Source organism: Pseudomonas syringae pv. coryli str. NCPPB 4273 (assembly GCF_000972175.1).
GTDB classification, from domain to species: Bacteria; Pseudomonadota; Gammaproteobacteria; order Pseudomonadales; family Pseudomonadaceae; genus Aquipseudomonas; species Aquipseudomonas syringae.
Map to the genome: position 1 here is coordinate 401,249 of NZ_AWQP01000004.1, position 26,362 is coordinate 427,610.

Below are 26,362 nucleotides of genomic sequence, written 5' to 3' on the forward strand. Positions count from 1 at the left end.
GTGACTTGTCGCAATGCTGGCACTGCGTTATCTATGTCCGGGCAAACACAGTTCCTGCGGTAACGTTTCCGCTGCACCCAGAATAATAACTCACCGGATTTCGCCACTTACCAGGCGAGGCTTTGGCATGGCTGCCGAAGCAGAGAACGCTGTACTAATTGCTGGATAAAATTTTAGCTGGGAGGCTGTTATGGGCGCACAATCGAAGATTCTAACCATCGGTAAGTACAAGGTTTACGCCGAGACTTACTGGAAAGGCAGCGACGCCAAGACCATTCTGCTGGTCAACGGTGCACTGTCGACCACTGGCTCTTTCGGGCAGACGGTCAAGTACTTGCAACCGCACTACAACCTGGTGCTGTTCGATCTGCCGTTTTCAGGACAATCCCGAGCGCATAACCCGGACGACATGATTGTCAGCAAGGAAGATGAAGTAAACATTCTCCTGCAACTGATTGATCTCTATCAGGTAAACCACCTGCTGTCAGTCTCCTGGGGCGGTGTCTCGGCCCTGCTGGCCCTCTCCGAATGCCCTCCATCCGTGGAAAAGGCCATCATCAGCTCGTTCTCGCCGGTCCTCAACGAGGCCATGCTCGACTATATCGATAACGCCCAGATCTACCTCGCCGCCCGCGAAAAACGCAAGATCGGCTCACTGCTCAACGACACCGTGGGCAAGTACCTGCCGCGCCTGTTCAAACTCTATAACTACAAGCACCTGATCAGTCTTGCCGAGCATGAATATCGCCAGATCGACTTTCACATCAGCCAGATTCGCCAACTAAGCGCCAGCAATTACGTCGAGCGTTTTTCCTCGATCAACATTCCGGTGCTGTTCATCAACGGTGAAAAAGATGAATACACCACTGTTGAAGATGCCCGCATGTTTTCCAACTACATCGCCAAAAGCAGTTTCAACGTAGTTCCGGACACCGGGCATTTTCTGGACCTGGAAAGCAAGGCGGCATGGCACCATTCGCAAAGAACCGCACTGACATTTCTGGGCACTGAAGCGACCCAAGAGGTATGGCCCAGCGTCACCGCGATGGCCTGAAGCTCGCTCGCCTGGCCCGGGAAGCCCTTGCGCTTTTCCGGCCTGACGCTGTGACTCATGGATGATGTTGGCTTCTCTGATCGGGCAGTGCTATTCGTTGATGACTTTTCCCTTTGCAACGCTCCGGCGTTCGTGCTGCCGTGTTTCCGGAAATATCCGGCCGTTGCACTCCCTGTACACTCAGCCCGGCGTGGTGCTGGGGTTCATCTCGCTACTCTCGCTCAGCGCTTGCTCTGCAGGAAAACCCGCAGAAAAGGCGCTGGTGCGAGTCGTCGCGCAACCGGTTGCCCTACTGAACGTTGCCAGCAGTGTGACGCTGACGGGCGATATCCAGGCCCGCAAGGAAACTGAGCAATCGTTTCGCGTCTCCGGCAAGCTGATCAAGCGCTATGTGGATGTCGGGGATCGAGTGCGGGTCGGACAGGTTCTGGCCAGACTCGACGCACGCGAGCAAAACACCGAACTGGCGTCAGCCAGTGCCGAAGTCGCCGTACGACAGTCGCGGCTGCACCTCGCCGAACAGAACTACCAGCGTCAGCAAATGCTGCTGCCCAAGGGCTATACCAACCTCAGCGAATACCAGAAGGCACGCTCCGGGCTCGACAGTGCGCGGGGGGATCTGGCCGCACTGCAGGCACAGCTGGCCAACGCGCGTGATCAGGTCGGTTACACCGAGCTGTTCGCCGCAGCCGATGGCGTCGTGACGGCGCGCTATGCCGAAGAAGGTCAGGTGGTTCAGGCCGCCACTGCGATTTTCAGCGTCGCTCATGATGGCGAGCGCGAAGCGGTGTTTTCCGCGTACGAATCGCTGCTGCGCGCCGATCAGACCGGTGCTGCAGTGACTGTCAGCCCCTTGGGCCAGCCGGAGATGCAGCTGACCGGCATCATCAGGGAAATCACCCCTATCGTCTCCGCCGCGAACGGCACGTTGCGAGTGCGCGTTGCTCTGCAGGGTGCCGCTGCGTCGCTCGCACTGGGCTCCGTGGTCAGCGCTCGCTTGCAGACGCAGTCGCAATCGGTGTTCGCCCTGCCCTGGTCCGCCTTGAGCCGTACACAAGGACAACCGGCAGTCTGGCGGGTGGACGCTCAGGCCAAGGTCAGGCTGACGCCTGTGAAAGTGCTGCGTTACGAACAGGGCCAGGTCATTGTTTCAGAGGGCTTGTCCGAAGGTGATCGAGTAGTTTCCCGGGGGCTGCAGTTTCTCTACCCGGGACAACGGGTAGAGGTCGCAGGGCAAGCGCAAGCCGAACAAAGCGTCTCGCTGACGTCATCGGGAGCTGCGCAATGAGCACCTCGTGCGTAGAACCACGAACGAGATCCCGCTGCTGGCTGATCTGCATTCTGATCGTGGCACTGCCGGGCTGCCGCGACAAACCGCTTCGCGAGGTTGTCGCACGCCCGGTGCTGTTCACCGAAATAGTCGATCAGCGCAGCGCCTCTTATGGCCGCTTCGCCGGCGTCATCCAGCCGCAGTATGAAGTGGCATTGGGGTTTCGTGTCGCCGGGCGACTGGCAACCCGGCACGCTGAGATCGGCGATCAAGTGCGCAAGGGCGATCTGCTCGCCACCCTGGAACCCGCCGACCAGCAACACCGTTTGCACTCCCGCCAGGCCGAACTCGGCAAAGCCCAATCCGCCTGGCAACAGGCACGCGATGAGTTGACGCGCTACCAGCAACTCTATGAGCGCGGTATCGGCTCGCGGGCGCGAATGGATCAACTGGACAGCGACCTGCGCACTCAGGACGCGCTGCGCAATCAGGCACGCGTCGCCGTGCAGCAGGCCACTGATCATGTGTCCTACACACGCTTGTCAGCCGAGTTCGATGGCCTGATTACTGGATGGCAAGCCGAGGTCGGCCAGGTCATGGCGACCGGTCAGGCAGTGGTCAACCTTGCGCGCCCGGACAGCCGTGAAGCGCTCGTCGACTTGCCACTCGGTTCGCTGAATGAGAGGCACCGCATCAGAGTGATTTCGCAACTGAACGAACAGCTTTCAGTGGCCGCGAATGTCCGCCAGCTTGCACCGCAAATCAATGCCGAGACCCGCACTCAGCGCGTCCGCCTGGCCTTGCAGAATCCTCCGGACAGCTTTCGCCTGGGCTCGACCGTCACCGTAGAGATCAGTGGCGACGCACCGGCGTTTCATGACCTGCCCGGCAGCGCAGTGCTGCAGCGTGACGGCACGTCTCAGGTGTGGGTGATCGACCCGACGACATCGACACTGGTCCCGCGCGCGGTGCAGGTACTGGCGCGATCGGGGTCAACGGTAAGGGTCAGCGGCGCGCTGCACAAGGGCGAAAAAGTAGTGACTGCCGGCGTCAACGGCATGCAGTCCGGTCAGAAGGTCCGTGTGCAGCGAGAGGTCAGTTTGTGAAGGAGCGCTTCAATCTGTCGGCCTGGGGGCTCAGGCATCGCACGCTGGTCTGGTACATGATGTTCGTTTCATTGCTGATGGGCAGTTGGTCATTCCTGAATCTGGGGCGTGAGGAAGACCCTTCATTTGCCATCAAGACCATGGTCATTCAGGCGCGTTGGCCGGGTGCAACGCTGCCCGACACCCTGCAGCAGGTGACTGATCGGCTGGAAAAGAAGCTCGAAGAAATCGACGCGCTGGATTACGTGAAAAGCTACACGCTGGCTGGCGAATCGACGCTTTTCGTCTTCCTCAAGAGTGAAACCCGAAGCGCCGACATCCCTGCGGCCTGGTATCAGGTGCGCAAGAAGATCAGCGATGTGCGCAGCGAGCTGCCCAGCGGCATCCAGGGCCCTGCGTTCAACGACGAGTTTGGCGATGTGTTCGGCAGCATCTACGCGTTCACCGCCGATGGCCTGTCTTTCCGCCAACTGCGTGATTACGTCGAGCAAGTGCGCGCCGACATCCGCAGCGTGCCTAATCTGGGCAAGATCGAGTTGCTCGGCGCCCAGCGCGAAGTCATTTATCTGAATTTCTCGATCCGCAAGCTCGCGGCGCTGGGCATCGATCAGCGCCAGGTGCTGCAAAGCCTGCAAGCGCAAAACTCGGTTACGCCTGCTGGCGTGATGGAGGCCGGTCCCGAACGCATTGCGGTGCGGGCCAGCGGGCAGTTCAGCAATGAACAAGACCTCGAGGCGGTCAATCTGCGCTTCGGTGACCGGTTCTTTCGCCTCAGCGATCTGGCGACCATCGAGCGCCGTTATGCCGATCCGCCCTCCTCACTGTTCCGCTTCAATGGCCAGCCAGCCATCGGCCTTGCGGTGGCCATGAAGCAAGGTGGCAACATCCAGGCATTCGGCAACCAGTTGCAGCAACGCATCGACGATCTGACCACTGAATTGCCGTTGGGCATCGACGTGCACCTGGTTTCCAGTCAGGCCGATGTGGTCGAAAAAGCCATCGGCGGCTTCACCCATGCACTCTTTGAAGCGATCCTGATTGTGCTGGTCGTCAGCTTCATCAGCCTCGGCATTCGTGCCGGTCTGGTAGTGGCCTGTTCGATCCCGCTGGTGCTGGCGCTGGTCTTCGTGTTCATGGAGTACAGCGGCATCACCATGCAACGTATCTCGCTGGGCGCGCTGATCATCGCCCTGGGGCTGTTGGTGGATGACGCGATGATCACCGTCGAGATGATGGTCACTCGCCTTGAAAGCGGCGATTCGCTACCGCAGGCCGCCACTTTCGCGTACACCTCGACCGCGTTCCCGATGCTGACCGGCACATTGGTGACGGTCGCCGGTTTCGTGCCCATCGGCCTGAACTCCAGTTCCGCAGGCGAATACGTGTTCACCATGTTCGCCGTCATTGCCGTAGCGTTGCTGCTGTCCTGGCTGGTGGCGGTACTGTTCGCGCCACTGATTGGCGTGCACATCCTCAAGGCGTCGGCGCAACACGCCGCGCCGGGGCGCTGGATGCGTGGTTTCAGCCGTCTGCTGGTCAAGGCACTCGAGCACCGCGGATGGGTCATAGGCATCACGGTGCTGATGTTCATCGGGTCGCTGTTTGCAGGAAGGCTGCTGCAGAACCAGTTCTTCCCGGACTCCGACCGGCCGGAAATTCTGGTGGATATCTACATGCCGCAAAACGGCTCCATCGAAGGTACCCGCCAGACCATGGACCGCTTTGAAGCAGCGCTCAAAGGGGACGCCGATGTGCTGCGCTGGAGCTCTTACGTGGGCAAGGGCGCGGTGCGTTTTTACCTGCCGCTGGATCAGCAATTGAGCAACCCGTTCTACGGACAGCTGGTGATCGTCAGCCAGGGTGGCGAAGCGCGTGACCGGCTGACCGAACGCTTGCGTCAGCGCTTTCGCGACGATTACGTCGGCGTGGGTGGCTACGTTCAGCCGCTGAACATGGGGCCGCCGGTGGGCTGGCCGGTGCAATACCGGGTCAGCGGGCCGGACATCGAACAGGTGCGCAGCCAGGCCATGGCGCTGGCGGCGATTCTCGATGCCAACCCCAATATCGGTCAGGTCATCTATGACTGGAACGAACCGGGCAAGGTGCTGAAGATCGACATCGCGCAGGACAAGGTGCGCCAGTTCGGTCTGTCCTCCGAGGACGTGGCGCAAATCCTCAACAGCCTGGTCAGCGGCACCACCATCACTCAGGTGCGTGACAGCACCTATCTGATCGACCTGGTCGGACGCGCCGACAGCGACGAACGCAGCTCGGTGCAGACCCTCGCCAACCTGCAGATCCCGACACCCGGCGGTGCGAGCGTGCCGCTGCTGGCGTTCGCCACACTCAGTTACGAGCAGGAACAGCCGCTGGTCTGGCGCCGCGACAGGCTGCCGACCATCACCCTGAAAGCCAACGTGCTCGGCACCTTGCAGCCGGCAGCGCTGGTCAGGCAATTGAAGCCCGACGTCGATGCCTTCAGCGCCCGCCTGCCGTTACGCTACTCGGTCGCCACCGGCGGCGCAGTCGAGGCCAGCGCGCGCTCACAGGGTCCGATCCTGAAGGTCGTGCCGTTGATGCTGCTGTTGGTGGTCAGCTTTTTGATGATCCAGTTGCACAGCGTGAAAAAACTGCTGCTGGTGGTCAGCGTGGTGCCGCTGGGCCTGATCGGCGTGGTCGCAGCCTTGTTGATTTCCGGCTATCCGCTGGGGTTCGTGGCGATTCTGGGCGTGCTGGCGCTGATCGGCATCATCATCCGCAACTCGGTGATTCTGGTCACGCAGATCGATGAATTCATTGCCGCCGGGGAAAGCGCCTGGACATCGGTGGTCAAGGCCACCGAACATCGCTGCCGACCGATTATGCTCACCGCAGCGGCCGCAAGCCTGGGCATGATCCCGATTGCCCGCGAGGTGTTCTGGGGGCCGATGGCCATTGCGATGATCGGCGGCATCGCCATCGCCACCCTGCTGACCCTGTTTTTCCTGCCGGCGCTGTATATGGTCAGCTATCGGATCAGGCCACCTGCTGTTTAGCAGGTCAGATTTCCACCGGCAGGAAATCGAACAGCGCCTGCGGGGCCTCGACCAACATGATGCGCTTGAGCGGGTCCGGGCATTCGAGCGCGCCGAACTGCTCGATCACATGGGTATAGCTGACCACGTGCTCATGCTGGGTGTGCGGCCAGTCGCTGCCCCATACCAGTCGGCGCGGACCAAAGCTTTGCAGCAGCAACGGCCATGCGGCGCGAGCAAACGTCGCGTTCTGCTCGACACTGCCGCCCAGACGATAGATCGCCGAAATCTTCATCCACATCTGCCCGCTAAGGCCCAACTCCAGCAAGGCCTGGAACGCCGGATCATCAACACCAAGGCGCGCATCGGGCCGCCCGAAATGGTCAATCACCAGCTTGCAACCGAACGGCAACAACTGCCGAATCAGCCCCGGAAGGTCAGCGACCTCGCGGTGCAGTTCGACATGCCAGCCTAGCGTCCAGATGTGTTTGAACAGCGTCTTCCATTCCGGCGCGGCAAAGTCTGGCAGCGGCCTGCCGATCAGGTTCAGGCGGATGCCGACGATGCCCAGCCCGGCCATACGCTGCAACACACCGCGACTGATGTTCGTGTCGACCACCGCCACACCGCGCAGGCGGTCCGGAGCCTGCGCCAGGGCATTGAGCAGAAACCGGTTATCAGTGCCCAGAAAACTGGGCTGGATCAAAACGCCGTGGCTCAGGCCATGTTCGCTCAGGTTGGCCAGATAGGCCTGCACCGTTGCGTCGTAGTCCGGGCTGTAACGCCGTCCTGACGCCAGGCTCAAATCCTTGCTGAAGACATGTGCGTGGGCATCGATGCCCCGTATTGGCGTGGTACAGGAATCAGTCATGGGTTCGTCTATAAGAAGTCAGCACGGCGCCGCAACACCGCGAATGAAAGGTTTTCAAGCCCGCTGCGCTGCGCCCTTCTCCAGTGGTTTGGCAACCGGCAGCGTGGTCTCAAGGTTGCGCCCACGGGTTTCCGGCAGACAGAAAGCGGCAATCATTGCCACGCCGTAGGCGATGCCGGCGTCGATTCCGATGGCGCTGCCGAGCGACATTGACTGGCTCATATGCCCCACCAGAAACGGGAACACCGCCGACAGCACGCGCCCGAAGTTGTAGCAGAAGCCCACCCCGGCACCCCGCACCTCTGCCGGATAAAGCTCGTTGAAAAACGAGCCGAGGCTGGCCGGAATGCCTGCGGCGAAGAAGCCCAGCGGAAAGCCGAGAAACAGTATCTGTGTGTTGCTCAACGGCAGCATCAGGTAGCACTGCACGGTGACCACGCAGCACAAGGCGAACAGCATGATGTTCTTGCGTCGACCAATGCGGTCGATCAACAGACCGCTGCACACGCAACCGCACCAGAACGCAACGATAATGACCGCCAGATAGCCGCCTGAACTGAGCACGGACAGGTTGCGCTCGGTTTTGAGAAAGGTCGGCAACCAGGTCATGACTGCGTGATAACCGCCGTGCGCACCGAGCCCCAGCAAGCCACCGAGCAAGGTAACGCGCAGCAGCTCGGGGCGAAAAATCCCGGCCATCGACTTGAAGAAGTTGACCTTCGGCGCGGCGCTTTTCTGCCTGCGCAGGAAGCTCTCCGGTTCTTCGACATTGCGTCGTACCCAGATGATCATCAGGGCAGGCAGCAGGCCGACAAAGAACATCACCCGCCAGGCAATATCCTCCGGTACAAACGAATAAATCAGAGTAAACAGCACCACTGCCAGGCCCCAGCCGACGGCCCACGCACCTTGCACGGTGGCCATGACCTTGCCGCGGTAGCGGGACTGAATCGTCTCGGCCATCAGCACCGCGCCTGCTGCCCACTCACCACCGATGCCAAAGCCCTGCAGCGCCTTGACGATCAGCAACTGGTTGAAACCGGTCACGAACGCAGACAAAAAGGTAAAGAAGGAAAACCACAGAATCATCCACTGCAGCGTGCGCACCCGGCCATAGCGGTCGGACAGCGTCCCGCCCACCCAGCCACCCAACGCCGACGTTACCAGCGTCACCGCGCTGATCAGCCCGGCATCGCCCTTGGTCAGGGCAAACGCAGCAATCAGGGCGGGAATGGCCAGACCGAACATCTGCACTTCCAGAGCGTCCAGCGACCAGCCGCCAAAACAGGCCCAGAAGGTCTTGCGCTCTTTGGGAGTGACATCGCGATACCAGTTGAACATGGCGTTTATCCTGATGGGCGTTGCACGGCTCGGGCAGACTGCAGCGCTGTCAGCGAATGTCCACGCTGTAGCGGAAATGGCTGGCATGCCCTCGCGAACGACGCCATTCCAGTGGTTCACCGGCGTAATTACGCGCCACACGCTCGATGACCACCACCGCACTGCCGACCGGAATCTGCAGCAACCGGCCGTACACGTCGTTGACCGTCTCGGCCGTCAGGCTTTCTTGCGCACAGGCGACCACCTGACCGCAGACGTCTTCGTAGATCGGATAAAGCAATGGCCCCTGCGTATCGAGGTCAAGCTCCAGCAATGCCTGAAACCGCGCACGTGGCAGCCAGATCTCTTCGGCCAGCACCGGCTGGCCATCCAGCAACCGCAAGCGGACCATACGAATCACCGGCGCACCGGCGGCCATCCCCAGCGCCTGAGCGACCGACGAAGGCGCGTCCACAGGCTCGACGGACAAAATCCGGCTTTCCGGCACCCGGCGTTCACCCGCTTCGGTTTGAAAACGGAAAAAACGAAACAGCGAGGACTGGAACTGCGCGCGACGAATGAACGTGCCACGCCCCTGCTGGCGCTCCAGAATGTTGTCGCTGACCAGCAAATCAATGGCCTTGCGCACCGTACCGGTGGACAGGCCATACTCGGCAGACAACGCCGCTTCGGTAGGAATCGCCTCGCCCGGACGCCAGCGATTATTGGCAATCTGCTCAGCCAGGCTGTCGCGCAGGCGTTGATAAAGCGGTAGGCGTTCGTCGCTGGAAAGCTTGTTCATTGTTTTATTCATCCAGTCATCTATATGAATTTCTGAAAAGAGTATTCATCCGTGGCAAGCGAAGGTCAATAGTTCGCGAGCGTGCGTGACTATACCGACACATCGCTGCGCTTCGCTGATCATCATTCCCGGAAATATCCTGTATCAACTCGCAGCACCTACTTAATGGCCGATAAAACCGTTAGCCTGCGCTGCATCGATCAAAAACCGCCTGACAGACACGCGTCCAGCGTCTGACAGTCCATGCTCAAGCGAGACTTTCATGCCCCACTCGTCCCAATCCGCGCATAACGCTGTGACCATGACCCCGGCCATGGTCATGCTGTTTGCCTTCTGCTGTGGCGCGATCGTCGCCAACATCTACTACGCCCAGCCGATCATCGAGCTGATTGCGCCGGACATCGGGCTGTCGAGCACGGCGGCCAGTCTGATCGTTTCATTGACGCAGATCGGTTATGCGCTGGGGCTGTTCTTTCTGGTGCCGCTGGGCGATTTGCTGGAGAACCGCAGGCTGATGCTGGTGACGACTGTCGTCGCGATTCTCAGCCTGCTGGGTGCCGCCTTCGCCGAGCAGCCGAATGTGTTTTTGCTGGTCTCGTTGCTGGTGGGCTTCAGTTCAGTATCGGTGCAGATGCTCATTCCGTTGGCGGCGCATCTGGCTCCGGAGGAGTCGCGTGGGCGGGTCGTTGGCGGGATCATGGGCGGACTGCTGCTGGGGATTCTGCTGGCGCGGCCGATTGCCAGTCTGGTGGCCGACCATTTCGGCTGGCGGGCGGTGTTCGGCTCGGCGGCTGTGGTCATGATCGGCATCAGCGTGGTACTGGCGACTACCATGCCGAAACGCCTCCCGGATCATCGTGCGTCCTACGGCCAGTTGCTGTTCTCGCTATGGACTCTCCTTCGTACCCAGCCGGTGCTGCGCCAGCGTGCCTTTTATCAGGCCTGCATGTTCGCGACCTTCAGCCTGTTCTGGACCGCCGTGCCGCTGGAGCTGTCGCGCAACCACGGGCTGTCGCAAAGCCAGATCGCGATCTTCGCCCTGATCGGCGCGATCGGTGCCATTGCGGCGCCCATCAGCGGCCGCCTGGCAGACGCTGGCTACACCCGCATCGCATCACTGGGCGCACTGCTGTTCGGCGCACTCAGCTTTCTTCCAGGCCTGGTTCATCCAGCGTACAGCGTGATTGGCCTGGCCATAACCGGCGTGGTGCTGGATTTCTGTGTGCAGACCAGCATGGTCTTGGGCCAGCGCACGGTCTACGCGCTGGATGCCGCCAGCCGCAGCCGGCTCAACGCGCTGTACATGACCAGTATTTTCATCGGTGGCGCCATTGGCTCGGCAGTCGCCAGCCCGCTGTTTGATCACGGTGGCTGGACCTGGGTGCTGATCGCTGGCACGGCACTCCCACTGATTGCATTGCTCGCGCTGCTCAGGGACCGATCCAGGCAGAATGCGTAAACCCTGCACTTTGTAACTGAATTGCAGGATAATGCCGCGGCGATGGCATAGCCCATCGCCCTTCTGGCTCTCTCTCGCACCTAAAGGCTCGCGTATCCGGCACCTCTGGATCTGCGCGATTGAACACGGATTGTACAGACGCCTCATCCCAAGGCCCCGAATCCGTCGATACTGCTTTTCAAGCGGATCGGCACGCACTTGCGCAACCCGAACAAGGCATAACAGCAATGGACGCAGCACCACGAACAAGCAAGATTTCCGCGATTTTCGCCAAGATATCGCTCGGCATCAGCGGTATGATCGGGGCTATCTGGAGCATCTTCACCTACCTTTTCCCGGACCCGGCCGTTCTTGGCCTCAGTATTGACTTCATAAACTGGAAGACACTGGTCATTATCGTCGGCACCGGTATGGTGATAAGCGGGCTGTACATCGCAATCATGGCCAGAAAGCTTCCATCGCCGCTCAAGCTCGGCGTCTGGCTGGCACTGTCACTGTTTCTCTGCGCGGTGTTCTTCAAACTGGGCGGCGAATACGCTAAACCTTCGGTCGATTTCGCTCGTGCTCAGACACTGTTCACCGAGAACGAAAGCGCCAACCTGTTCGGCAAGCGCTCCGAGACCGTCGACAACGTAAGTATGGAGTTGCTGGGTTGTGACCAGAACGGCCAGTCGCCTACCTGCATGCTGGAGCTGATCAATAAAAGTGCCGATCGCGACTTCAGGTTTCTCAACCCGGTCAGCCTGTTCGAAGAAACCGGCGGCGCGCTGGGGCTTTCGCAACTGCGTGTCGGCGATGCAAAGTTCGATCGCTGGGACAGCTTCCAGTTGATCCGCAACGTGCCTACCCGCGTGACACTGATCTTTGAAGCGACCAAGGGCCGTGTGAAGCAGTCACCTGCCTTGAAGCTGACCTTCCGCGATCGCGAGAACAAGGACAACGTGCTCAAGTTCAACGAGGTCAAGGTCAACTAGTTGACCGAAGATTGTGCGTCGCCCCTCGGACGACGCACGTATTCACTGGCGGTTTGACTGTTTCAACCAGGCCGCCAGATCCATCACTTCAGCCTCGTTGATGCTGTGCCCCATGCCTTCATACGCATGCAACTGCGGCGTCAGACCGAGCGATTTCAGCGTCGCTTCGGCTTGCGGGGCGCTGGCATAGGCCACCTGGCGATCCTGCGTGCCGTGACCGATGAATACGCTCAGTGCCTTGAGATCGTCGGAGGCTTTGACCTCGGACTTCACGACCGGCAGCAGCCTTCCGCTCAACGCCGCGAAGCCACCCACCAGTTTGGGCTGTCGCAGGGCGACTTCGTAACTCATCATGGCGCCCTGGCTGAAACCGATCAGGAAGACCTTGCCTGGCTGCGTATGAAACTTCTCGGTGGCTTTGCCGATGAACGCAGCCAACCGGGTACCGCTGCTTTTCAGGTCATCAGTCACACCGTCGTAATCCGCGACGCCGGGCTTCTGGGTGAACCATTTGTAGCTGTCAGCGCGCAACTCCATCGGCGCCTGTACCGACACGTAGTTGTAGTCGGCCGGAAGCTCTTCCTTGAGCCCGAACAGGTCGGCCGCATTGCTGCCGTAACCGTGGATGAAAATCACCAGCGGCTGGTCAGGCTTGTCGACATTGGTCTGCGCCAGGTAATCCAGTGGCAGATCGGTGTGCAAGGTGTCCTGGGCCTGTGCCATTGCGGTGAAGGCAAACAGCAAGGCAGCGAAGAATTTCAGCATGTTCATCACCTCTGTTTGACGCTGCCAACGGGCAGCGTCGTGAGTGGGCGTGGTGGCAGAAACCAGCACAGCGTCAGTTCTGCATGCTGGTCCGCGAAACTTCCGGCTTGATCAGCTGCATCTGCTGACGGTAATCATCCGTCACCTGACGCGCCTGGCTGCTGCTGGTAATGACCCGCGGCGTGATCAGCACGATCAGTTCGGTACGGTTCTTGGACTTGCTGGTATTGCCGAACAGCCATCTCAAGCCCGGGATGCGTCCCAGATAAGGTACGGCACTGACCGACTCGGCGTTATCCTGCTTGATCAAACCGCCCAGCAGTACGGTCTGACCACTCTGCGCGGCCACCTGCGTGGCGACCGAGCGGGTGGAGATACGCGGATTGCCGTTGGCGTCGTTGCCAGTGGTATCGGTGTCGGCACTGCTGACCTGCTGCTGAATGTCCATATACACCAGCCCGCCCGGGTTGATGCGCGGCACGACGTCGAGAATCACGCCGGTCTGCACATATTCGACGCTGCTTAATGTAGTGTCGGTGGAGGAGTTGGTGTTGATCGAGGTCTGGCTGATCGGGATATTGTCGCCGACCTGAATCTGCGCCTGCTGGTTGTTCATCACCACCAGCGACGGTGCCGACAGGACCTGGGTACGCCCATTGGTTTCCAGCGCCCGCAAGGCGACTTGCAGGTTGTTGCTGACGAAGGAGTAGAAGAACGCGTCAGTAGAGGCCAGCGCCGCCCCGCCGGTACCAATCGCACCCTGACTGCCTGAGGTGTTGGTGACGTTGCCGGTCGTACCCGAGTTGCCCGCCAGACGCCCGAGGTACCACTGCACGCCCATATCCAGCTCGCCCGTGAGCTGTACTTCCAGAATGCGCGTCTCGATCTGCACTTGCAGCGGCGGATTATCGAGGCGTTTGATGGCCGACTCGATCTCCTTCCACTGCGCCGGGCGGGTGCGCACCAGTAGCTGGTTGCTGCTCTTCTGCGCAGTGATGCGCGTGCTGGCGTCCAGAGACTTGTTGTTGCCGCCAGACCCGCTGCCGTCCTGGCTGGCCGAATCCGAATCGCCGCTGCTCTGATCGTCGCCTTCCGATTCGCTGTCGCCATTGGTCTGGCTGTTGTTCATGCCCTGACTGTTGCCAAAACCTCCGCCATTGCTCAGGCCGCTGCCGGTACCGCCCAGCCCGTTGGAGCTGCTCATGCCGCCCACACCGCTGCCGCCACTGGAGTTGAGCGACGACAAGGTGGTGGTGCGCAGGCCCGGTGCAACCTTGGCCGCAGCGTCTTCCTTGATGGCGCCGGTGCCGTAAATCTGCCGCAGGTATTTGGCCAGATCGGTGGCCTTCATGTTGCGCACGTCATACACGTACATCTGCGGCTCGTTGCCACCGCCTTCATCGATGGTGTGAATCCACTCGCCGACTTCGTGCAGGTATTCAGGCTGCGAGGAAATCGCCACCACCGAATTGGTCCGCTCGATCGGCAGGAAACGCACCATGCCCGCCAGCGGCATGCCGCTTTCCGGGCCGAACATTTTCTGCAGCTCGGGCATCAGTTCGCCGACCGAAGCGCGCTGCAGGCCGAAGACTCCGACCGACATGCCTTTGAGCCAGTCCACATCGAAGGTGTCGATGGTGTCCTGATAGTTGGCCAGCTCTTCGGGCGTACCCGCCAGGCTGAGCACGTTGCGCGCCGGGTCGACCAGCAGGAAAGCGTTTTCGCGAGCGAACGGTTTGAGCAGCTTCTGCATCTCGGTCGCCGAGATGTAGCGCAGCGGGAACAGCCGCGCCGACATGCCCGCCGAAGGTTGCGCAACGCGCATTTCCGGGACCAGCTTGCCCGCCACCGCCTGGTTCGACGGCAGGATCACGTAGCGGTTGCCCTGCTTGATCATCGCGTTGTCGGTCCAGGACAGCAGCGTCTCGAGAATCGACAGTGCCTGTTGCTTGTTGACCGGCTTGGACGTCGAGAAGCTCACATCGCCCTTCACACCCTGGGCAATGCTGTAATTCTCGTGCAGCAGATCGCCCATGATGCTGTTGATCACCGCCTGAATCGGCTGATTGGTGAAGTTGAAGACGATGTCACCGGTCTCGGCCTGACGCGCTGCGGGAGCAGCGGCGGGCTGACGGATGAAACGCTGGTTGCCTTTGATGATCTGCCGCTGCGGCGAACTCGTCGTCTGTTGGGAAGGTGGCTCGACGGGCGGTCTTTCGCTGCGCGGGTCTACCGGCGGGCGTTGTGAACCGGTTCCCTGGAGCGCTTCCTGCAGCATGCCATTGTCGGGATCGAGTGTGTCTGACTGTGACGCGCAGCCGCCAAGGGCGACGGCGGTGGCCAGGCAAAGCAAGGGTGTGCGCAAGGTAGCGATGGCAGGAACTCCAGAAAAGGTACCCATCACAGGGTGGAATCGTTGGTTAAGGTAATCGGCGGTGTATTCGACGGCGGCGGCAGACGCAGCGCGGGCAGGCGCAGGACTTGCGTGCGGTCATCGAGTTTGAACGTAGCCTGGGTGGGCTCCAGACGGTCCAGCGTCCAGCCGTTGGGCAAGCGATCGCCCTGACGGACTTTCAATGCCGGACCGCTGGCCTGCTTGAGCAATGCCACACGCAGCGAGCCGTCCATGATCACCCCGGTCAGGGTCAGGCCAGCCAGATTGGTGGCTTGCGCATCGGCTTTGCGAACGGCCACGTCAGGGCTGCGATCAGGACTGAACAGAGGGGTTTTCCAGGTATTGGCGAGGCTGTCGAGTGTCGCCGACGGCGCGCTGTGGACCTGCGCCCTCTGATCGACCGGGTTGCGCGGCGCCTGCTCGGGCAGCCAGTCCGGTGAATGCGCAGCGCCGCTGAAGACCAGTGCGATCAAGGCTGCCAAGACTGCAGCGAAAGCCAGCAGTGCCCACTCCAGCGGACGCAGTGAACCGATCATTGCTCGCCCTCCCCGGCACTGGCCGGTTGCAGGTAGCCGCGCACCAGCAGGTGCACCACCAGTTTGCCGGCAGCACCGCTGGCCGGAGCGTTGGCGTCGCGACGCATACTCATCTCGTCAATGAACAGAAACGGGCGCTGATACTCAAGCGCATGCAGGATGGCAGTCAGTGGTTCGATGGCGCAGTTCAGGGTCAGGCTGACCTTGACCTGCCGATACGGCTCGGCACTGTCCTGCTCCGGGGTGATCGGCATGCGCTGGGTCAACTCGCAGCCGCCGCCGGTGCTGGCCTGGCTGCTGATCAGGTCGGCAATGCGCTGCATCAGATCAGCAGCCACGGCACTGGGATCTTCGCCCGGCAGCAGGCTGGTGCTGCTGGCCGGATCACGGCGGGCCTGCTCCAGTTGCTCGCGCAACGAATCACCCTGCTGCAGAAGGCCCGCGTAGCGCTGCTGCTGTTCGCGCAACTGGTCGGTCTGCTCGTTGATGTCGCGCAGCGGCCCGGCGAACCAGCTGTCGATCAACAACCAGTAAGCCAGGCACAACACCAGGGCCAGAATCATCAGGGCAGCGCCCCGCCGCTCACGGCTTGTCAGTGGACGGCGCATCGGCGTTCTCCTGCTGCTGGTTCTGGTGCAAATGCGCGCGCAGGGAGTACTGATCCTTGCCGGTCTTGGTGTCGGGCTGTATCACCCCCTGAAACTGCGCATTATCCAGACTTCGGCAGTCCTTGACGCGGCCGATCAGCGCACTGGCCTTGGCGCTCTGCCCGGAAAAGGCCACCTCGGCACTGTCGCTGATTTCCAGATGTTCGATCCAGGTGTCCGAAGGCAGGCAGGCGGTCAGCTCGCTGAGCAGCGCTGAAAGCGGCGGCTGCGCAGCCTTGCGGCGCAACAGGTAGTTGGCGGCCCCCAGGGTGTTGGTCAATTGCTGGCGCAGTTGTTGGACCTCGCCAACCTGAGCCTTCTGCGCCTTGACGCTGGCCTGCATGTCATCGAGCAGGCTCTGCCGATCGTTCAGCCACAGCAACATGGCGCTCAGCAGCAGGCCGGCACACAGCCAGATCAGCCCGCGCTGCAAGCGATGGCCGGAGCGCGACTGCTGCGGACGCAGTGGCATCGGCAGCAGATCAATCCCCATGCGCTGCCCGGCAGTCAGGTTGTCAGTGCCCACATCGACAGCGTCGGGACGCAAGCCACGCTCGGCGCACTCGCTGAGTATCGCGTCCAGCCGCTCGCGCAGGATTGCCACCAGCGTGACCTGCACAAAGCTGGCGCTGCGACTGTCCTGACGGGCGACGAAGTACAACTGGCCCGCGTCAAATGGCGTGAAACGATCCAGCTCGTAGCCGACCACGGTCGACAGATTGCGTGCCGCAGCCGCAGGAAGCTGCAAGGTCTGCAACAGCACAGCCGAGGGCGGCAGCAGCAGAACCCGCCGTACCTGAGGCGATGCATCGGGCAGCGGCTCGACCAATGGCCAGACAAGCGCCTGCTCCACGGTCTCGCGGCCCAGCCATCGACGCACACGCGGCGGCAGGCAGGCGCGAAGCTCCGTCACCCACCATTGCCAGGCGTGTTGCGCCGGACTGCCACGCCACTGCCGGGCGACCTGTTCACGTAACGCGTAAACAGGCGCCAGACGTGCAGAAACTGATGAATTCATTCTTGCCAACGCAACACCCTGTAGGGTTGTGCGCCTCCCTCCGATGGGCTCAATAAAACCGTGGTCTGTAACAGGGCGGTCACGCCGCCCGGCCGTTCTGCGCGCGTGTCGATGGCCAGGACCTCACCGGGGTCGGCCCCGACCGCGCTCTGGTTCGGCAGGTTCAAGGCCCGACGCAGCAACGCCGAAGCGAACGCCGGGTCGGGCCGATCCAGACCGCTCCACAATGTTATTTCCGGCAACAACCGGGCATACAGCGCCTGGCTCATGCCCGCCAGCTGACGAACTTCCTCTACCACCCGCAGCGGTGACTGACCGCCATTGCGCTGCGACTCCAGCACCTGAGCAATACCGCTGGCCTGATTTTTAGCCGCGCCACAGGCCTGCAGCAGGCGCGATATATCAGCAACCGGCGCGCTGTTGAGGTCCAGCTTGCCGCGCTCGCTTCTGATGCTCACCAGCAGTTGCGTGTCATCCATACGCAACGAGACCACACGCCCGTCAGCAATCCAGCGTTTGCGCTGTGCAGGATCGAGCAAGCCCTGTACAGCCATATTCATGCCAGCTTCGGCCGCCATCAGCGCCTGGGTATTTTGCCGTAACCAGAGCGACTGCCGGCTCTCCAGTTGCACCCACCCGGCCAGCCCGCCGAGCAACAGGCTCAACAGTGCCAGCACCCAGAGCACCACCAGCAGCGCAACACCGCGCTGCGATCGGCCTGTCACGTTCATTCGCCGCCCGCCCCGCCGGACAGGTCCAGACGCAAGGCCACCACTTCAGAAACCCATTTCACCGCGCCATGGGTCTGCATGTCGATGCGCACCGCACCCGGCAAGCGATTCGGCCAGGGCCATTCGGCCATCCAGCCGGTCGGCTTGCCCTTGGGGGTCAGCCCGCGATAACTGAACGTCAACGACTCGACGTTTTGCAGCAATACCTGAGGCTCACCCCAGGGTTTGAGAGCAATGCCATTCGCACTGGACTGAACCTGAGCGAACGACACCTGCAAAGACCGATGCTCTTGCGGCCCCTTGAGCTCCAGGCTGTGAACCTGGATACCGCCGCCCAACTCGCCGGGCAGCGTTGCGACAAACCGCAACTGCTGCGCCGAGCCTTCAAAAAAACCGCTGTTGACGTCATCTTCGCCAGACGTGTCCAGCGGCAGCGCCTGAGCGATCGAGCTGCGCAGAAACGCTTGCGCGGCGCGGACCTCGTCCAGGTTCACGGTGTAGCGCTCAGCCTTGAGCACCGCACGATTGGCGCCCAGCAATGCCCCGGCAACCAGTACCAGCAACACGCCGAGCAGGCTGATCACCAGCAGCACTTCCAGCAGCGTGAAGCCACGCTGGGTGCGCCTCATGACCCCGCCCCACTGACAGCGCCGCGTAATTTAAACGTGCTGAACTGCGCTTTGCGCTGATGCTCACTGAGCATCAGATCGAGGCGAAACATTCTCGCCTGACCATTGGCACCCGGCAGCTGACGGATATCCAGTGTCCAGTCGATGCCTGCGAGCTCTCCCTTTCGCGTACCGTTTTCCAGCGGACCGGCGCTTTCCTGATCCATTATCGTGCGTGCCGCATGGCTCAGCCGGTCACTGCGCGACACCTGCTGCAAGGAGCGCGCACTTTGCCCGAACGCCACCAGCAGAACACCGCTGCACACCGCCATGACGGTCAATGCAGCAAGCATTTCCAGCAGGGTGAACCCCGACTGCGATGTTTTCATTAAAGCGTCCGGACCTGGACGCTGCCGGTCAGCCAGCCAATATCAATACGCCAGCGTCGATCGCCGTCAGCGACCACCACGTTGCCACCACTGGAGCCGCCGTCCGGGTAGAACTCCACAGCGGAGCCAAGATCGGAGGAAGTCTGCATGGTCACGCGCAGACTTTCCGGCCAGTGCATCTCGCGTTTGCCAGGCGCCTTGAAGGTCGCCTTGCGCAGATTGAACTCGGTGCGCGCCGGCTGACCAGTCACAATCGCACGCACTCTGGTGGCCCGCAGCGCTTCGACCATGTCGCCGACCGCGCGCCGTTCACTGGCGGTGCTCAAACCCTGTTGCAGACCGAAACCCACCAGACCGACGGCGATGCTCATCAACACCAGCACCACCAGCATTTCCATGAGGGTAAAACCCCGGCTTGCGACAGGCGTTCTCATGCCGAGCTTTACTCCCAGTTGCCCAGGTCGGCGCTGTAGCCTTCGCCGCCCGGCTGACCGTCCTGGCCATAGAAGATCAGGTCGAAGCTGCCGTGCTGACCAGGGAAGCGGTAGCCGAATGCGTGGCCGAACGGATCCTTGAGGTCCGAAGGCTTGGCGTAAGGGCCGTTCCAGTTCGATGCATTACCCGGCTTCTCGGTCAATTGCTGCAAGGTCTTGGGTGGCGAACCGACGTCCAGCGCGTAGCTTTCAATCTTCATGCCCAGGCTGGCCAGTTGAGCCTTGCCTGCGCCGTACTTGCCCTTGTCGACGTTGCCGCCCACCTGACGCACGACGATGGTCGCAACGATGCCCAGCAATACGATAACGGCGAGCATTTCCAGCAATGTGAAACCGCCCTGTCGACGGGCGGGTTTGAAACGTGTACGGCTAAAAGTCATCGGAATGGTTTCCTGTTTCATGAATTCAGATATTGCTGGTCAGGCTCATCAGCGGCAGCATGATGGCCAGCATGATCACCGCTACCATGCCCGCCATCACCACCGTCAGCGCCGGTACGAGCGCGGCCAGCATACGGTCGATACCACGCTTGGCCTCGACGTCGAACACATCGGCGACCTTCATCAGCATGGTGTCCAGTTCGCCAGCCTGTTCGCCGACCTCGATCATTTGCAGCGCCAGATCCGGCAACAACGGCTGCGCGCCGAACGCGCTGGCCAGCGTACCGCCACCCTTGACCGATTCGGCCGCCTGCTCGACCTGCGCCTGCAAGGCGCGATTGGTGCAGACCTGGCGAGCGATCACCAGCGCCTGCAACAACGCCACTCCATTGGTCAAAAGCGTCCCGAGGGTGCGTGTCAGACGTGCTGCCTCGATGCGTTGCAATAAAGGACCGATCACCCGAATGCCCAGCAAACGGCGATCACGGCGCTCGCGACGCTGCGGGTCGCGCATGCGAATGGCCATGCCCCAGATCAACGCGATCAGGCCCGCCAGCACCGCCAGCCCGTAGTCGCTCAAAAACTCTCCGAGGTTGAGAATGACCTCGGTGATCAACGGAATCGGCACGCCGAGATCCTTGAAGATCGGTACGAATTGCGGCACGACGTAGGCCAGCAACAGCGCCAGGGAACCCAACACGCCTACCACCAGGAAGGCCGGATAGATCAGCGCGTTGATCACCTCGCCACGCAGCAACTGGCTGCGCTCCAGGTAATCACTCAGCTGGCGCAGCGTGCTTTCCAGTGCGCCACCGGCTTCACCGGCGCGGACCATGCTTATATAGAGGGGCGAAAACTGGCTGCCCTCTTCTTCAAGCGCCACGGACAGCGGCTTGCCAGCTTTTACCTGTTCGCGGATGCGCTCGATCAACGCCTTGGTCTGCGGTTGTCCAGGCTGTTTGAGCAGAATTCCAAGCGATCGTTCCAACGGTTGGCCTGCGCCGAGCAACGTCGCAAGCTGCTGGGTGAAGCTGACCAGCGCCGCGCCATTGAGCAAACCGCTGCCCAGCGCACGGCGCAAACCGCCCAGACCGGCAGCATCGACCTGCAGGACCATCAGGCCACGCTTCTGCAACGCGGCAATCGCGGCGTCCTGATCGCGGGCTTCCAGCGTGCCATTCTGCGGCGCGCCCTGAGCATCCAGCGCGCGGTACTTGAACAGACTCATGTGCCTTCACCACGGGTGACGCGCAGCACCTCTTCCAGCGAAGTCACCCCTGCAACGGCCTGACGCAGGCCTTCTTCATGCAGTGTGCGCAAGCCGCCACGTCGGGCAGCCTCTTCCAGCGTCGAGGCGTCGGCGTGACGCATCAAAAGACTGCGCAGCTCTTCGTTCATCACCAGCAGTTCGGTGATTGCACTGCGCCCGCGATAGCCGCCGCCGGGTGCATCGGCACGCGGGCGATACAGACGGATGGGCCGCTCGTCAGTGAAACGCTCCAGCCCGTGTTCGGCGATCAGCTCCGGTGGCGCATCGAAGGCTTCACGGGTTGCCGGATCGAGGCGGCGCACCAGACGCTGAGCCAGAATCCCGTTGACCGTCGAGGCGATCAGGTAGCTTTCGACGCCCATGTCCAGCAAGCGGGTAATACTCGCCGCCGCGCTGTTGGTGTGCAGCGTCGAGAGCACCAGGTGACCGGTCAACGAGGACTGGATGGCAATACGGCAGGTTTCCAGGTCGCGCATCTCACCGATCATGATGACATCCGGGTCCTGACGCACGATGGAGCGCAGCGCTCCGGCGAAATCCAGGCCGATGGATGGCTTGACCTGAATCTGGTTGATACCTTCGAGCTGATACTCGACCGGGTCTTCAACGGTGATGATCTTGCGCTCGGCCGTATTGAGCCGTGACAGCGCGGTGTACAGCGTGGTGGTCTTGCCGGAACCGGTCGGCCCGGTGACCAGCAGAATGCCGTGCGGACGCTCCAGCACGTCGAGAAATTCGTCCAGCCGTTCGCCATCGAAACCCAGGCTCGGGAAATCGAAGTTGATGGTCTGCCGGTCCAGCAGACGCATGACCACCGATTCGCCAAAGCTGGTGGGCACTGTCGATACCCGCAGGTCCAGCTCCTTGCCCTGGATGCGCAGCATGATCCGGCCATCCTGCGGCAGACGACGCTCGGCGATGTCCAGCCGCGCCATGATCTTCACCCGGGAAATCACCGCCGCCGAAGAGCTGGACGGCGGTGCTTCGGCTTCGTGCAAGACACCGTCGATGCGATAGCGCACCTTCAACTGGCTCTCGAAGGGCTCGATATGGATGTCGGACGCACGCTGTTCGACCGCGCGTTGCAGGATCAGGTTGACCAGACGAATGACCGGCGCTTCGGAGGCCAGGTCCTTGAGGTGCTCGATGTCTTCCAGCGAGCCGCCCTCCTCATCCAGGTTCTCGATCAGGGTGCCCATCGCCGAGCGGCCCTGCCCGTAGTAGCGCTCGATAAGGGTTTCGACCTCGTTGCGCGGGCCAATGGACAGTCGCACCGGCACCTCGCAGGCGTAGGCGATGGCCTGAAACGGGTACAGCGTGCCGGGGTTGGCGCTGAGCACTTGCAGACCTTGATCGCTCCAGCCTACCGGCACGACTTGATAGTGGCGCATGAAGCGTTCGGTCAGCGGCGGCAAAGGATCCAGCAGTGGTGGTACGGCGTCGGCGAGCAACAACGGTGCCTGCAGCAATGCCGCCCATGCGCGGGCCAGTTCGAATTCGGAAACCAGGCCCAGACGCGTCAGCAGCCCGAGCAACTCAGTGCCTTCCGACTCCTGCTGCAAGCGCTGCGCGCGCTCCAGATCGGCCGTTTTCAGACCGGCATTTTCGATCAGCCAGGCACAAACCTGCTGGGCATCCGGAATGAGCAGACGGGGAACTTCGACGGGAGCTGACGGCATGAATGAGGGCATTTTGCTACTTCGGAGGGACATATTACAGCACTCTCCGACCGGAGAGTGCTGCGCTCAAAGGCTTCAAACGATCAGTTTGACTGCTTTTGAGGGGTTGCGTTCTGCGGGCGACCACCTTTTGTCGTTTCGGTCTTCTGGTTTTGCGCCTTCTGCGCTGCCTTGGCGTCCTGAGTCTGGGTCATCACGGTCTCGTCGCTGGCGCCGGAAGTTGCATCTGCATCCGTCGCGTCATCGGCAAAGGCTGCACCACTCAGGGCAAGACCTAACACCACACCGGCACTCATCATGGAAAATTTCATCGCAGTAACTCCTCAAAAAACAAAAAGAGCCCCGCAAAAAAGCGGGGCAGTTGTAGAAACCGGTCAAGCACTAGCGCACAGCATATGTCGCAACTTGCGAGCCGTCTTTCTTCATCCTGAAAAATCTTAAACCCATCGACCAGTAGGTTTAACAAGAGTTCCTCAGATGTAAAGAAAAATTACCAAATCAAAGAAAAATACGCTTTTATTTGACATTTATGCCTTGTTTTATACTTAATTGTATCGTTTTGTAGATTCAAAACGCCATCACATGATGCCAAGGTGATGGCTCTAGACAAGTAAAAAAAGAAACGCCAAACAAAACTAATATGGCAACTAAGGAGTCCTACCTCGCGCCCTTTAAACAGGGAATAAACGCGACGACGGGAAACTGTTGCCCACAGAAAAGTTGGCCGAAAGCAGTAAATAAGAACGCATTTATCCTGCGCACGTGCGCAGGCAGACAGTTATTTGAAACGCAGTTGGAGAGCAATATGAACAAGCGAAAGATGATAGGCGCGCACTCGGCGCTGGCCTTGCTGGCATTGGCAGTATCCCAGGTGCACGCCGCTGACCCTACCGTGCAACAAGGGCGTGAAGATCGCGCCGAAAAAGCCGCACAGAAGACCCTGGCCAAGATGACCATGGAAGAAAAGCTGGCCTACATTGGCGGCACCGGCGGCTGGGACGTCAAGCCACTGACCAACTACGGCGTCCCGCAGATCCACGGCGCTGACGGCGGTGTGGGCGTGCGCTACACCAGCGAAGGCAACGATCAGGGTGTTGTCTACCCGTCCGGCCCTAACCTGGCCGCCACCTTCAACCCGCGTCGTGCCATCGACCTCGGCCGTGCGCTGGGCTATGACACTGCCGTCGGCGGCTACCAGTTCATCACTGGCCCCGGCGTCAACCTGTACCGCATGCCGTTCGGCGGCCGTGCGTTCGAATACCTCTCCGGTGAAGACCCGTTCCTCGGCGCCAGCCTGGCACCAGGTGTCATCAACGGTATCCAGTCTCGTGGTGTATGGGCCAACGCCAAGCACTACGCGGCTAACGATCAGGAAAGCAACCGCTTCAATCTGAACCAGACAATGCCAGAGCGCGTGCTGCGCGAAATGTCGCTGCCTGCGTTCGAATCGTCGTCGAAAAACGGCAACGTGGCGATGATGATGTGCGCTTTCCAGAAAGTGAACGGTGAGTTCGCCTGCGAAAGCGAGCACCTGATCGCCCAGATCCTGAAGAAGGAATGGGGCTTCAAAGGCTTCGTACAGAGCGACTACAACGCTGTCGTTCACGGCTTCAACGCTGCCCGCGCCGGTACCGATCTGGACATGATGGGCTACCAGATGAACAGCTCCGTGCTGAAGCCGCATCTGGACGCCGGCGACCTGAGCGCTGCGACCATCGACGACAAGGTCCGTCGCATTCTCAAGCAGATCTACCTGTACAAGTTCGACAGCAAGACGCCGCTGACCACGCACAACATGAACAGCTCGACCAGCAACAAGGTCGCTCTGAACGCCGCGCGTGAAGGTATCGTACTGCTGAAAAACCAGGACAATCTGCTGCCGCTGGACAAGCAGAAAGTCAAGAAAATCGCCGTTGTCGGCACCCTGGCCAGGTACTCGCCACCGACCGGTTTCGGCAGCGCCAACGTCATGGCCAGCCATTACGTCAGCGAATTGAGCGGCCTGCAGCAAATCGCGCCTAACGCCAAGGTCGACTTCATCGAAGGCCTGTCGCTGGACCCAAGCACCAGTGCCTGGACCACCACCGACGCAACTGGCAATGAAGTCCAGGGCATGAAGGTCGAGTACTTCAGCAACACCAACTGGTCTGGTGATGCAGCGGTCACCCGTACCGAGAAGCATGTTGACCTGGACTGGGCCAACGACAAGAACCTGCCGTTCGAAAGCAACACGTCGACGTCCGATCCGTACGCCACCAAAGGTTCGACCGCTGGCCAGTTGAATGGCGATACGTCGTCGACTTCGATTCGCTACACCGGCAAGGTCACCCCGACCCAGAGCGGCGAGCAGGTCTTCAAGGTACGTGCCGACGGCGCCGTACGTCTGTGGGTCAACGGCAAGAAAATCATCGACAATGGTGACGGCAAGCCGCTTCCGGGCAACAGCATTCCGCCAACCATTCCAGAGTTCGCCAAGATCAATCTGGAAGCGGGCCAGTCTTACGACGTCAAGCTCGAGTACTCGCGCCGTGCCGGCTACCTGTCGACCATGGGCGGCCTGGTAGGTGTGCAGTTGAGCTCCGCCTCGCTGACCGCTCCTCAGGACCTGTCCGGCTATGACGCCGTTGTGGTTGCCGTGGGTAACAGCAACGAATACGAAGGTGAAGGTTTCGACCACAGCTTCGATCTGCCTGAGTTCCAGAACGAGCTGATCCAGAACATCGCCAAGGTCAACCCCAATACCGTGGTGACCATGTATGGCGGTACGGGTCTGAAGATGAGCGACTGGATCGAACAGGTTCCAGCAGCGCTGCACGCCTTCTACCCGGGTCAGAACGGTGGTCAGGCCCTGGCCGAGATCCTGTTCGGCAAGGTCAACCCGTCGGGCAAGCTGCCGATCAGTATCGAACGCAACATCGAAGACAACCCGGCTTACGCTTCCTTCCCGAAATTCGACAATCAGAACACTCTGACCGACATGGATTACAAGGATGACCTGCTGCTGGGTTATCGCGGCTACGAGAAGAAAGGCATCAAGCCGCTCTACCCGTTCGGTTACGGTATGTCGTACACCACGTTCGGCTACAGCAACATCAAGGTCACGCCGGGCGTCGCGGTCGGCAACACGCCGATCAAGGTGTCCTTCGACCTGAGCAACACTGGCAAGGTCGGTGGTTCGGAAGTCGCTCAGTTGTACGTGGGCCAGCAGAACCCGAAAGTCGAGCGTCCGATCAAGGAACTCAAAGGCTACAAGAAGGTGTTCCTCAAGCCGGGTGAAAGCAAGCGTGTGACCATCGAGCTGAATGACCGCTCGCTGGCCTACTTCGACGAGAAGAGCAAGCAGTGGGTGGTCGATGCCGACACCTTCAACATCTCGCTCGGCTCGTCGTCGCAGGACATCCGCCTGAACGCCAAGCTGGTCAACTCGTTCCGTCAGGAACTGTCGACCACCACCAGCAACCCGCTGCCACGCTCCGCTCTGAACTCGGTTCTGGTCGAGAAACCACCGGTCAAGACCGGCGGTGTATTCAAGCAGACCGTTGAGTAAGCATTAGCTGACTGAAGGGTAAACGGACAAATA

23 protein-coding genes are annotated in these 26,362 nt (G+C 60.8%); 7 read left to right on the top strand and 16 right to left on the bottom strand.

Annotation, left to right across the window (positions count from 1 at the left end):
• Positions 1 to 190 precede the first annotated feature (190 nt).
• The 4 genes from P406_RS03645 to P406_RS03660 all read left to right on the top strand — a co-directional run bounded on the left by P406_RS03645 (position 191) and on the right by P406_RS03660 (position 6,465).
• On the top strand, positions 191 to 1,054 hold the full coding sequence (locus tag P406_RS03645; protein ID WP_003417546.1) for an alpha/beta fold hydrolase: 864 nt from the start codon (positions 191 to 193) through the stop codon (positions 1,052 to 1,054).
• Between the two features lie 100 nt (positions 1,055 to 1,154).
• On the top strand, positions 1,155 to 2,342 hold the full coding sequence (locus P406_RS03650) for an efflux RND transporter periplasmic adaptor subunit (RefSeq protein ID WP_082100694.1): 1,188 nt from the start codon (positions 1,155 to 1,157) through the stop codon (positions 2,340 to 2,342).
• Complete coding sequence (locus P406_RS03655) at positions 2,339 to 3,430, top strand: efflux RND transporter periplasmic adaptor subunit (RefSeq protein WP_046235368.1); 1,092 nt, start codon at positions 2,339 to 2,341, stop codon at positions 3,428 to 3,430. Before P406_RS03650 ends, P406_RS03655 begins: the two co-directional genes overlap by 4 nt.
• Positions 3,427 to 6,465, top strand: coding sequence for an efflux RND transporter permease subunit (locus tag P406_RS03660; protein WP_046235369.1), 3,039 nt, complete (start codon positions 3,427 to 3,429; stop codon positions 6,463 to 6,465). Before P406_RS03655 ends, P406_RS03660 begins: the two co-directional genes overlap by 4 nt.
• A gap of 4 nt (positions 6,466 to 6,469) precedes the next feature.
• On the opposite strand, the gene P406_RS03665 is transcribed toward P406_RS03660, so the two are convergent.
• Genes P406_RS03665 through P406_RS03675 form a run of 3 tightly spaced genes read right to left on the bottom strand, consistent with a single transcriptional unit; the run spans position 6,470 to position 9,437 of the window.
• On the bottom strand, positions 6,470 to 7,315 hold the full coding sequence (locus tag P406_RS03665) for an amidohydrolase family protein (protein ID WP_046235370.1): 846 nt from the start codon (positions 7,313 to 7,315) through the stop codon (positions 6,470 to 6,472).
• Between the two features lie 54 nt (positions 7,316 to 7,369).
• Positions 7,370 to 8,656 (bottom strand): MFS transporter, encoded by a 1,287-nt coding sequence (locus P406_RS03670; RefSeq protein ID WP_046235371.1) that lies wholly within the window; start codon positions 8,654 to 8,656, stop codon positions 7,370 to 7,372.
• 49 nt (positions 8,657 to 8,705) lie between these two features.
• Complete coding sequence (locus P406_RS03675; RefSeq protein WP_046235372.1) at positions 8,706 to 9,437, bottom strand: GntR family transcriptional regulator; 732 nt, start codon at positions 9,435 to 9,437, stop codon at positions 8,706 to 8,708.
• 262 nt (positions 9,438 to 9,699) lie between these two features.
• Between P406_RS03675 and P406_RS03680 the strand changes: the two genes are divergently transcribed.
• Together P406_RS03680 and P406_RS03685 are read left to right on the top strand one after the other, a co-directional pair.
• A complete protein-coding gene (locus tag P406_RS03680; RefSeq protein ID WP_032698748.1) occupies positions 9,700 to 10,896 on the top strand; it encodes an MFS transporter in 1,197 nt (398 codons plus the stop codon).
• Between the two features lie 227 nt (positions 10,897 to 11,123).
• Complete coding sequence (locus P406_RS03685) at positions 11,124 to 11,870, top strand: hypothetical protein (protein ID WP_046235373.1); 747 nt, start codon at positions 11,124 to 11,126, stop codon at positions 11,868 to 11,870.
• Positions 11,871 to 11,912: 42 nt separating this feature from the next.
• Here P406_RS03685 and P406_RS03690 read toward each other — a convergent pair whose 3' ends face one another.
• From P406_RS03690 to P406_RS03750, 13 genes are all read right to left on the bottom strand, one after another.
• Complete coding sequence (locus P406_RS03690; protein WP_046235418.1) at positions 11,913 to 12,635, bottom strand: alpha/beta hydrolase; 723 nt, start codon at positions 12,633 to 12,635, stop codon at positions 11,913 to 11,915.
• Positions 12,636 to 12,708: 73 nt separating this feature from the next.
• Positions 12,709 to 15,036, bottom strand: coding sequence for a type II secretion system secretin GspD (gspD, locus tag P406_RS03695; protein ID WP_003405006.1), 2,328 nt, complete (start codon positions 15,034 to 15,036; stop codon positions 12,709 to 12,711).
• The gene (locus P406_RS03700; RefSeq protein ID WP_003417561.1) at positions 15,036 to 15,566 is read right to left on the bottom strand and encodes a type II secretion system protein, XpsN-like; all 531 of its coding nucleotides are present in this window, start codon (positions 15,564 to 15,566) and stop codon (positions 15,036 to 15,038) included. Before P406_RS03700 ends, gspD begins: the two co-directional genes overlap by 1 nt.
• Positions 15,563 to 16,174 (bottom strand): type II secretion system protein GspM, encoded by a 612-nt coding sequence (gspM, locus tag P406_RS03705; protein ID WP_003343405.1) that lies wholly within the window; start codon positions 16,172 to 16,174, stop codon positions 15,563 to 15,565. Before gspM ends, P406_RS03700 begins: the two co-directional genes overlap by 4 nt.
• Complete coding sequence (locus tag P406_RS03710) at positions 16,149 to 17,231, bottom strand: type II secretion system protein GspL (protein WP_046235374.1); 1,083 nt, start codon at positions 17,229 to 17,231, stop codon at positions 16,149 to 16,151. The genes gspM and P406_RS03710 overlap by 26 nt, the downstream gene beginning before the upstream one ends.
• Positions 17,228 to 17,962, bottom strand: coding sequence for a general secretion pathway protein GspK (locus tag P406_RS03715; RefSeq protein ID WP_003411568.1), 735 nt, complete (start codon positions 17,960 to 17,962; stop codon positions 17,228 to 17,230). Before P406_RS03715 ends, P406_RS03710 begins: the two co-directional genes overlap by 4 nt.
• Entirely contained in the window at positions 17,959 to 18,591 is a 633-nt protein-coding gene (locus P406_RS03720; RefSeq protein WP_046235375.1) for a type II secretion system protein GspJ, read from the bottom strand. The genes P406_RS03715 and P406_RS03720 overlap by 4 nt, the downstream gene beginning before the upstream one ends.
• Positions 18,588 to 18,959 carry a type II secretion system protein gene (locus tag P406_RS03725; RefSeq protein WP_003343408.1) on the bottom strand — a complete coding sequence of 124 codons (372 nt, stop codon included), beginning with the start codon at positions 18,957 to 18,959 and terminating at the stop codon, positions 18,588 to 18,590. The genes P406_RS03720 and P406_RS03725 overlap by 4 nt, the downstream gene beginning before the upstream one ends.
• Complete coding sequence (locus tag P406_RS03730; RefSeq protein ID WP_074594479.1) at positions 18,959 to 19,393, bottom strand: prepilin-type N-terminal cleavage/methylation domain-containing protein; 435 nt, start codon at positions 19,391 to 19,393, stop codon at positions 18,959 to 18,961. The genes P406_RS03725 and P406_RS03730 overlap by 1 nt, the downstream gene beginning before the upstream one ends.
• A gap of 8 nt (positions 19,394 to 19,401) precedes the next feature.
• Positions 19,402 to 19,833, bottom strand: coding sequence for a type II secretion system major pseudopilin GspG (gene gspG / locus P406_RS03735; protein ID WP_003317918.1), 432 nt, complete (start codon positions 19,831 to 19,833; stop codon positions 19,402 to 19,404).
• Between the two features lie 25 nt (positions 19,834 to 19,858).
• Complete coding sequence (gspF, locus tag P406_RS03740; RefSeq protein WP_003417566.1) at positions 19,859 to 21,061, bottom strand: type II secretion system inner membrane protein GspF; 1,203 nt, start codon at positions 21,059 to 21,061, stop codon at positions 19,859 to 19,861.
• Positions 21,058 to 22,782, bottom strand: coding sequence for a type II secretion system ATPase GspE (gene gspE / locus P406_RS03745; RefSeq protein ID WP_046235376.1), 1,725 nt, complete (start codon positions 22,780 to 22,782; stop codon positions 21,058 to 21,060). The genes gspF and gspE overlap by 4 nt, the downstream gene beginning before the upstream one ends.
• A gap of 83 nt (positions 22,783 to 22,865) precedes the next feature.
• Positions 22,866 to 23,093 carry a hypothetical protein gene (locus tag P406_RS03750; RefSeq protein ID WP_017278752.1) on the bottom strand — a complete coding sequence of 76 codons (228 nt, stop codon included), beginning with the start codon at positions 23,091 to 23,093 and terminating at the stop codon, positions 22,866 to 22,868.
• A gap of 494 nt (positions 23,094 to 23,587) precedes the next feature.
• Between P406_RS03750 and P406_RS03755 the strand changes: the two genes are divergently transcribed.
• Positions 23,588 to 26,329, top strand: coding sequence for a beta-glucosidase (locus P406_RS03755; protein ID WP_046235377.1), 2,742 nt, complete (start codon positions 23,588 to 23,590; stop codon positions 26,327 to 26,329).
• Positions 26,330 to 26,362: the final 33 nt, after the last annotated feature.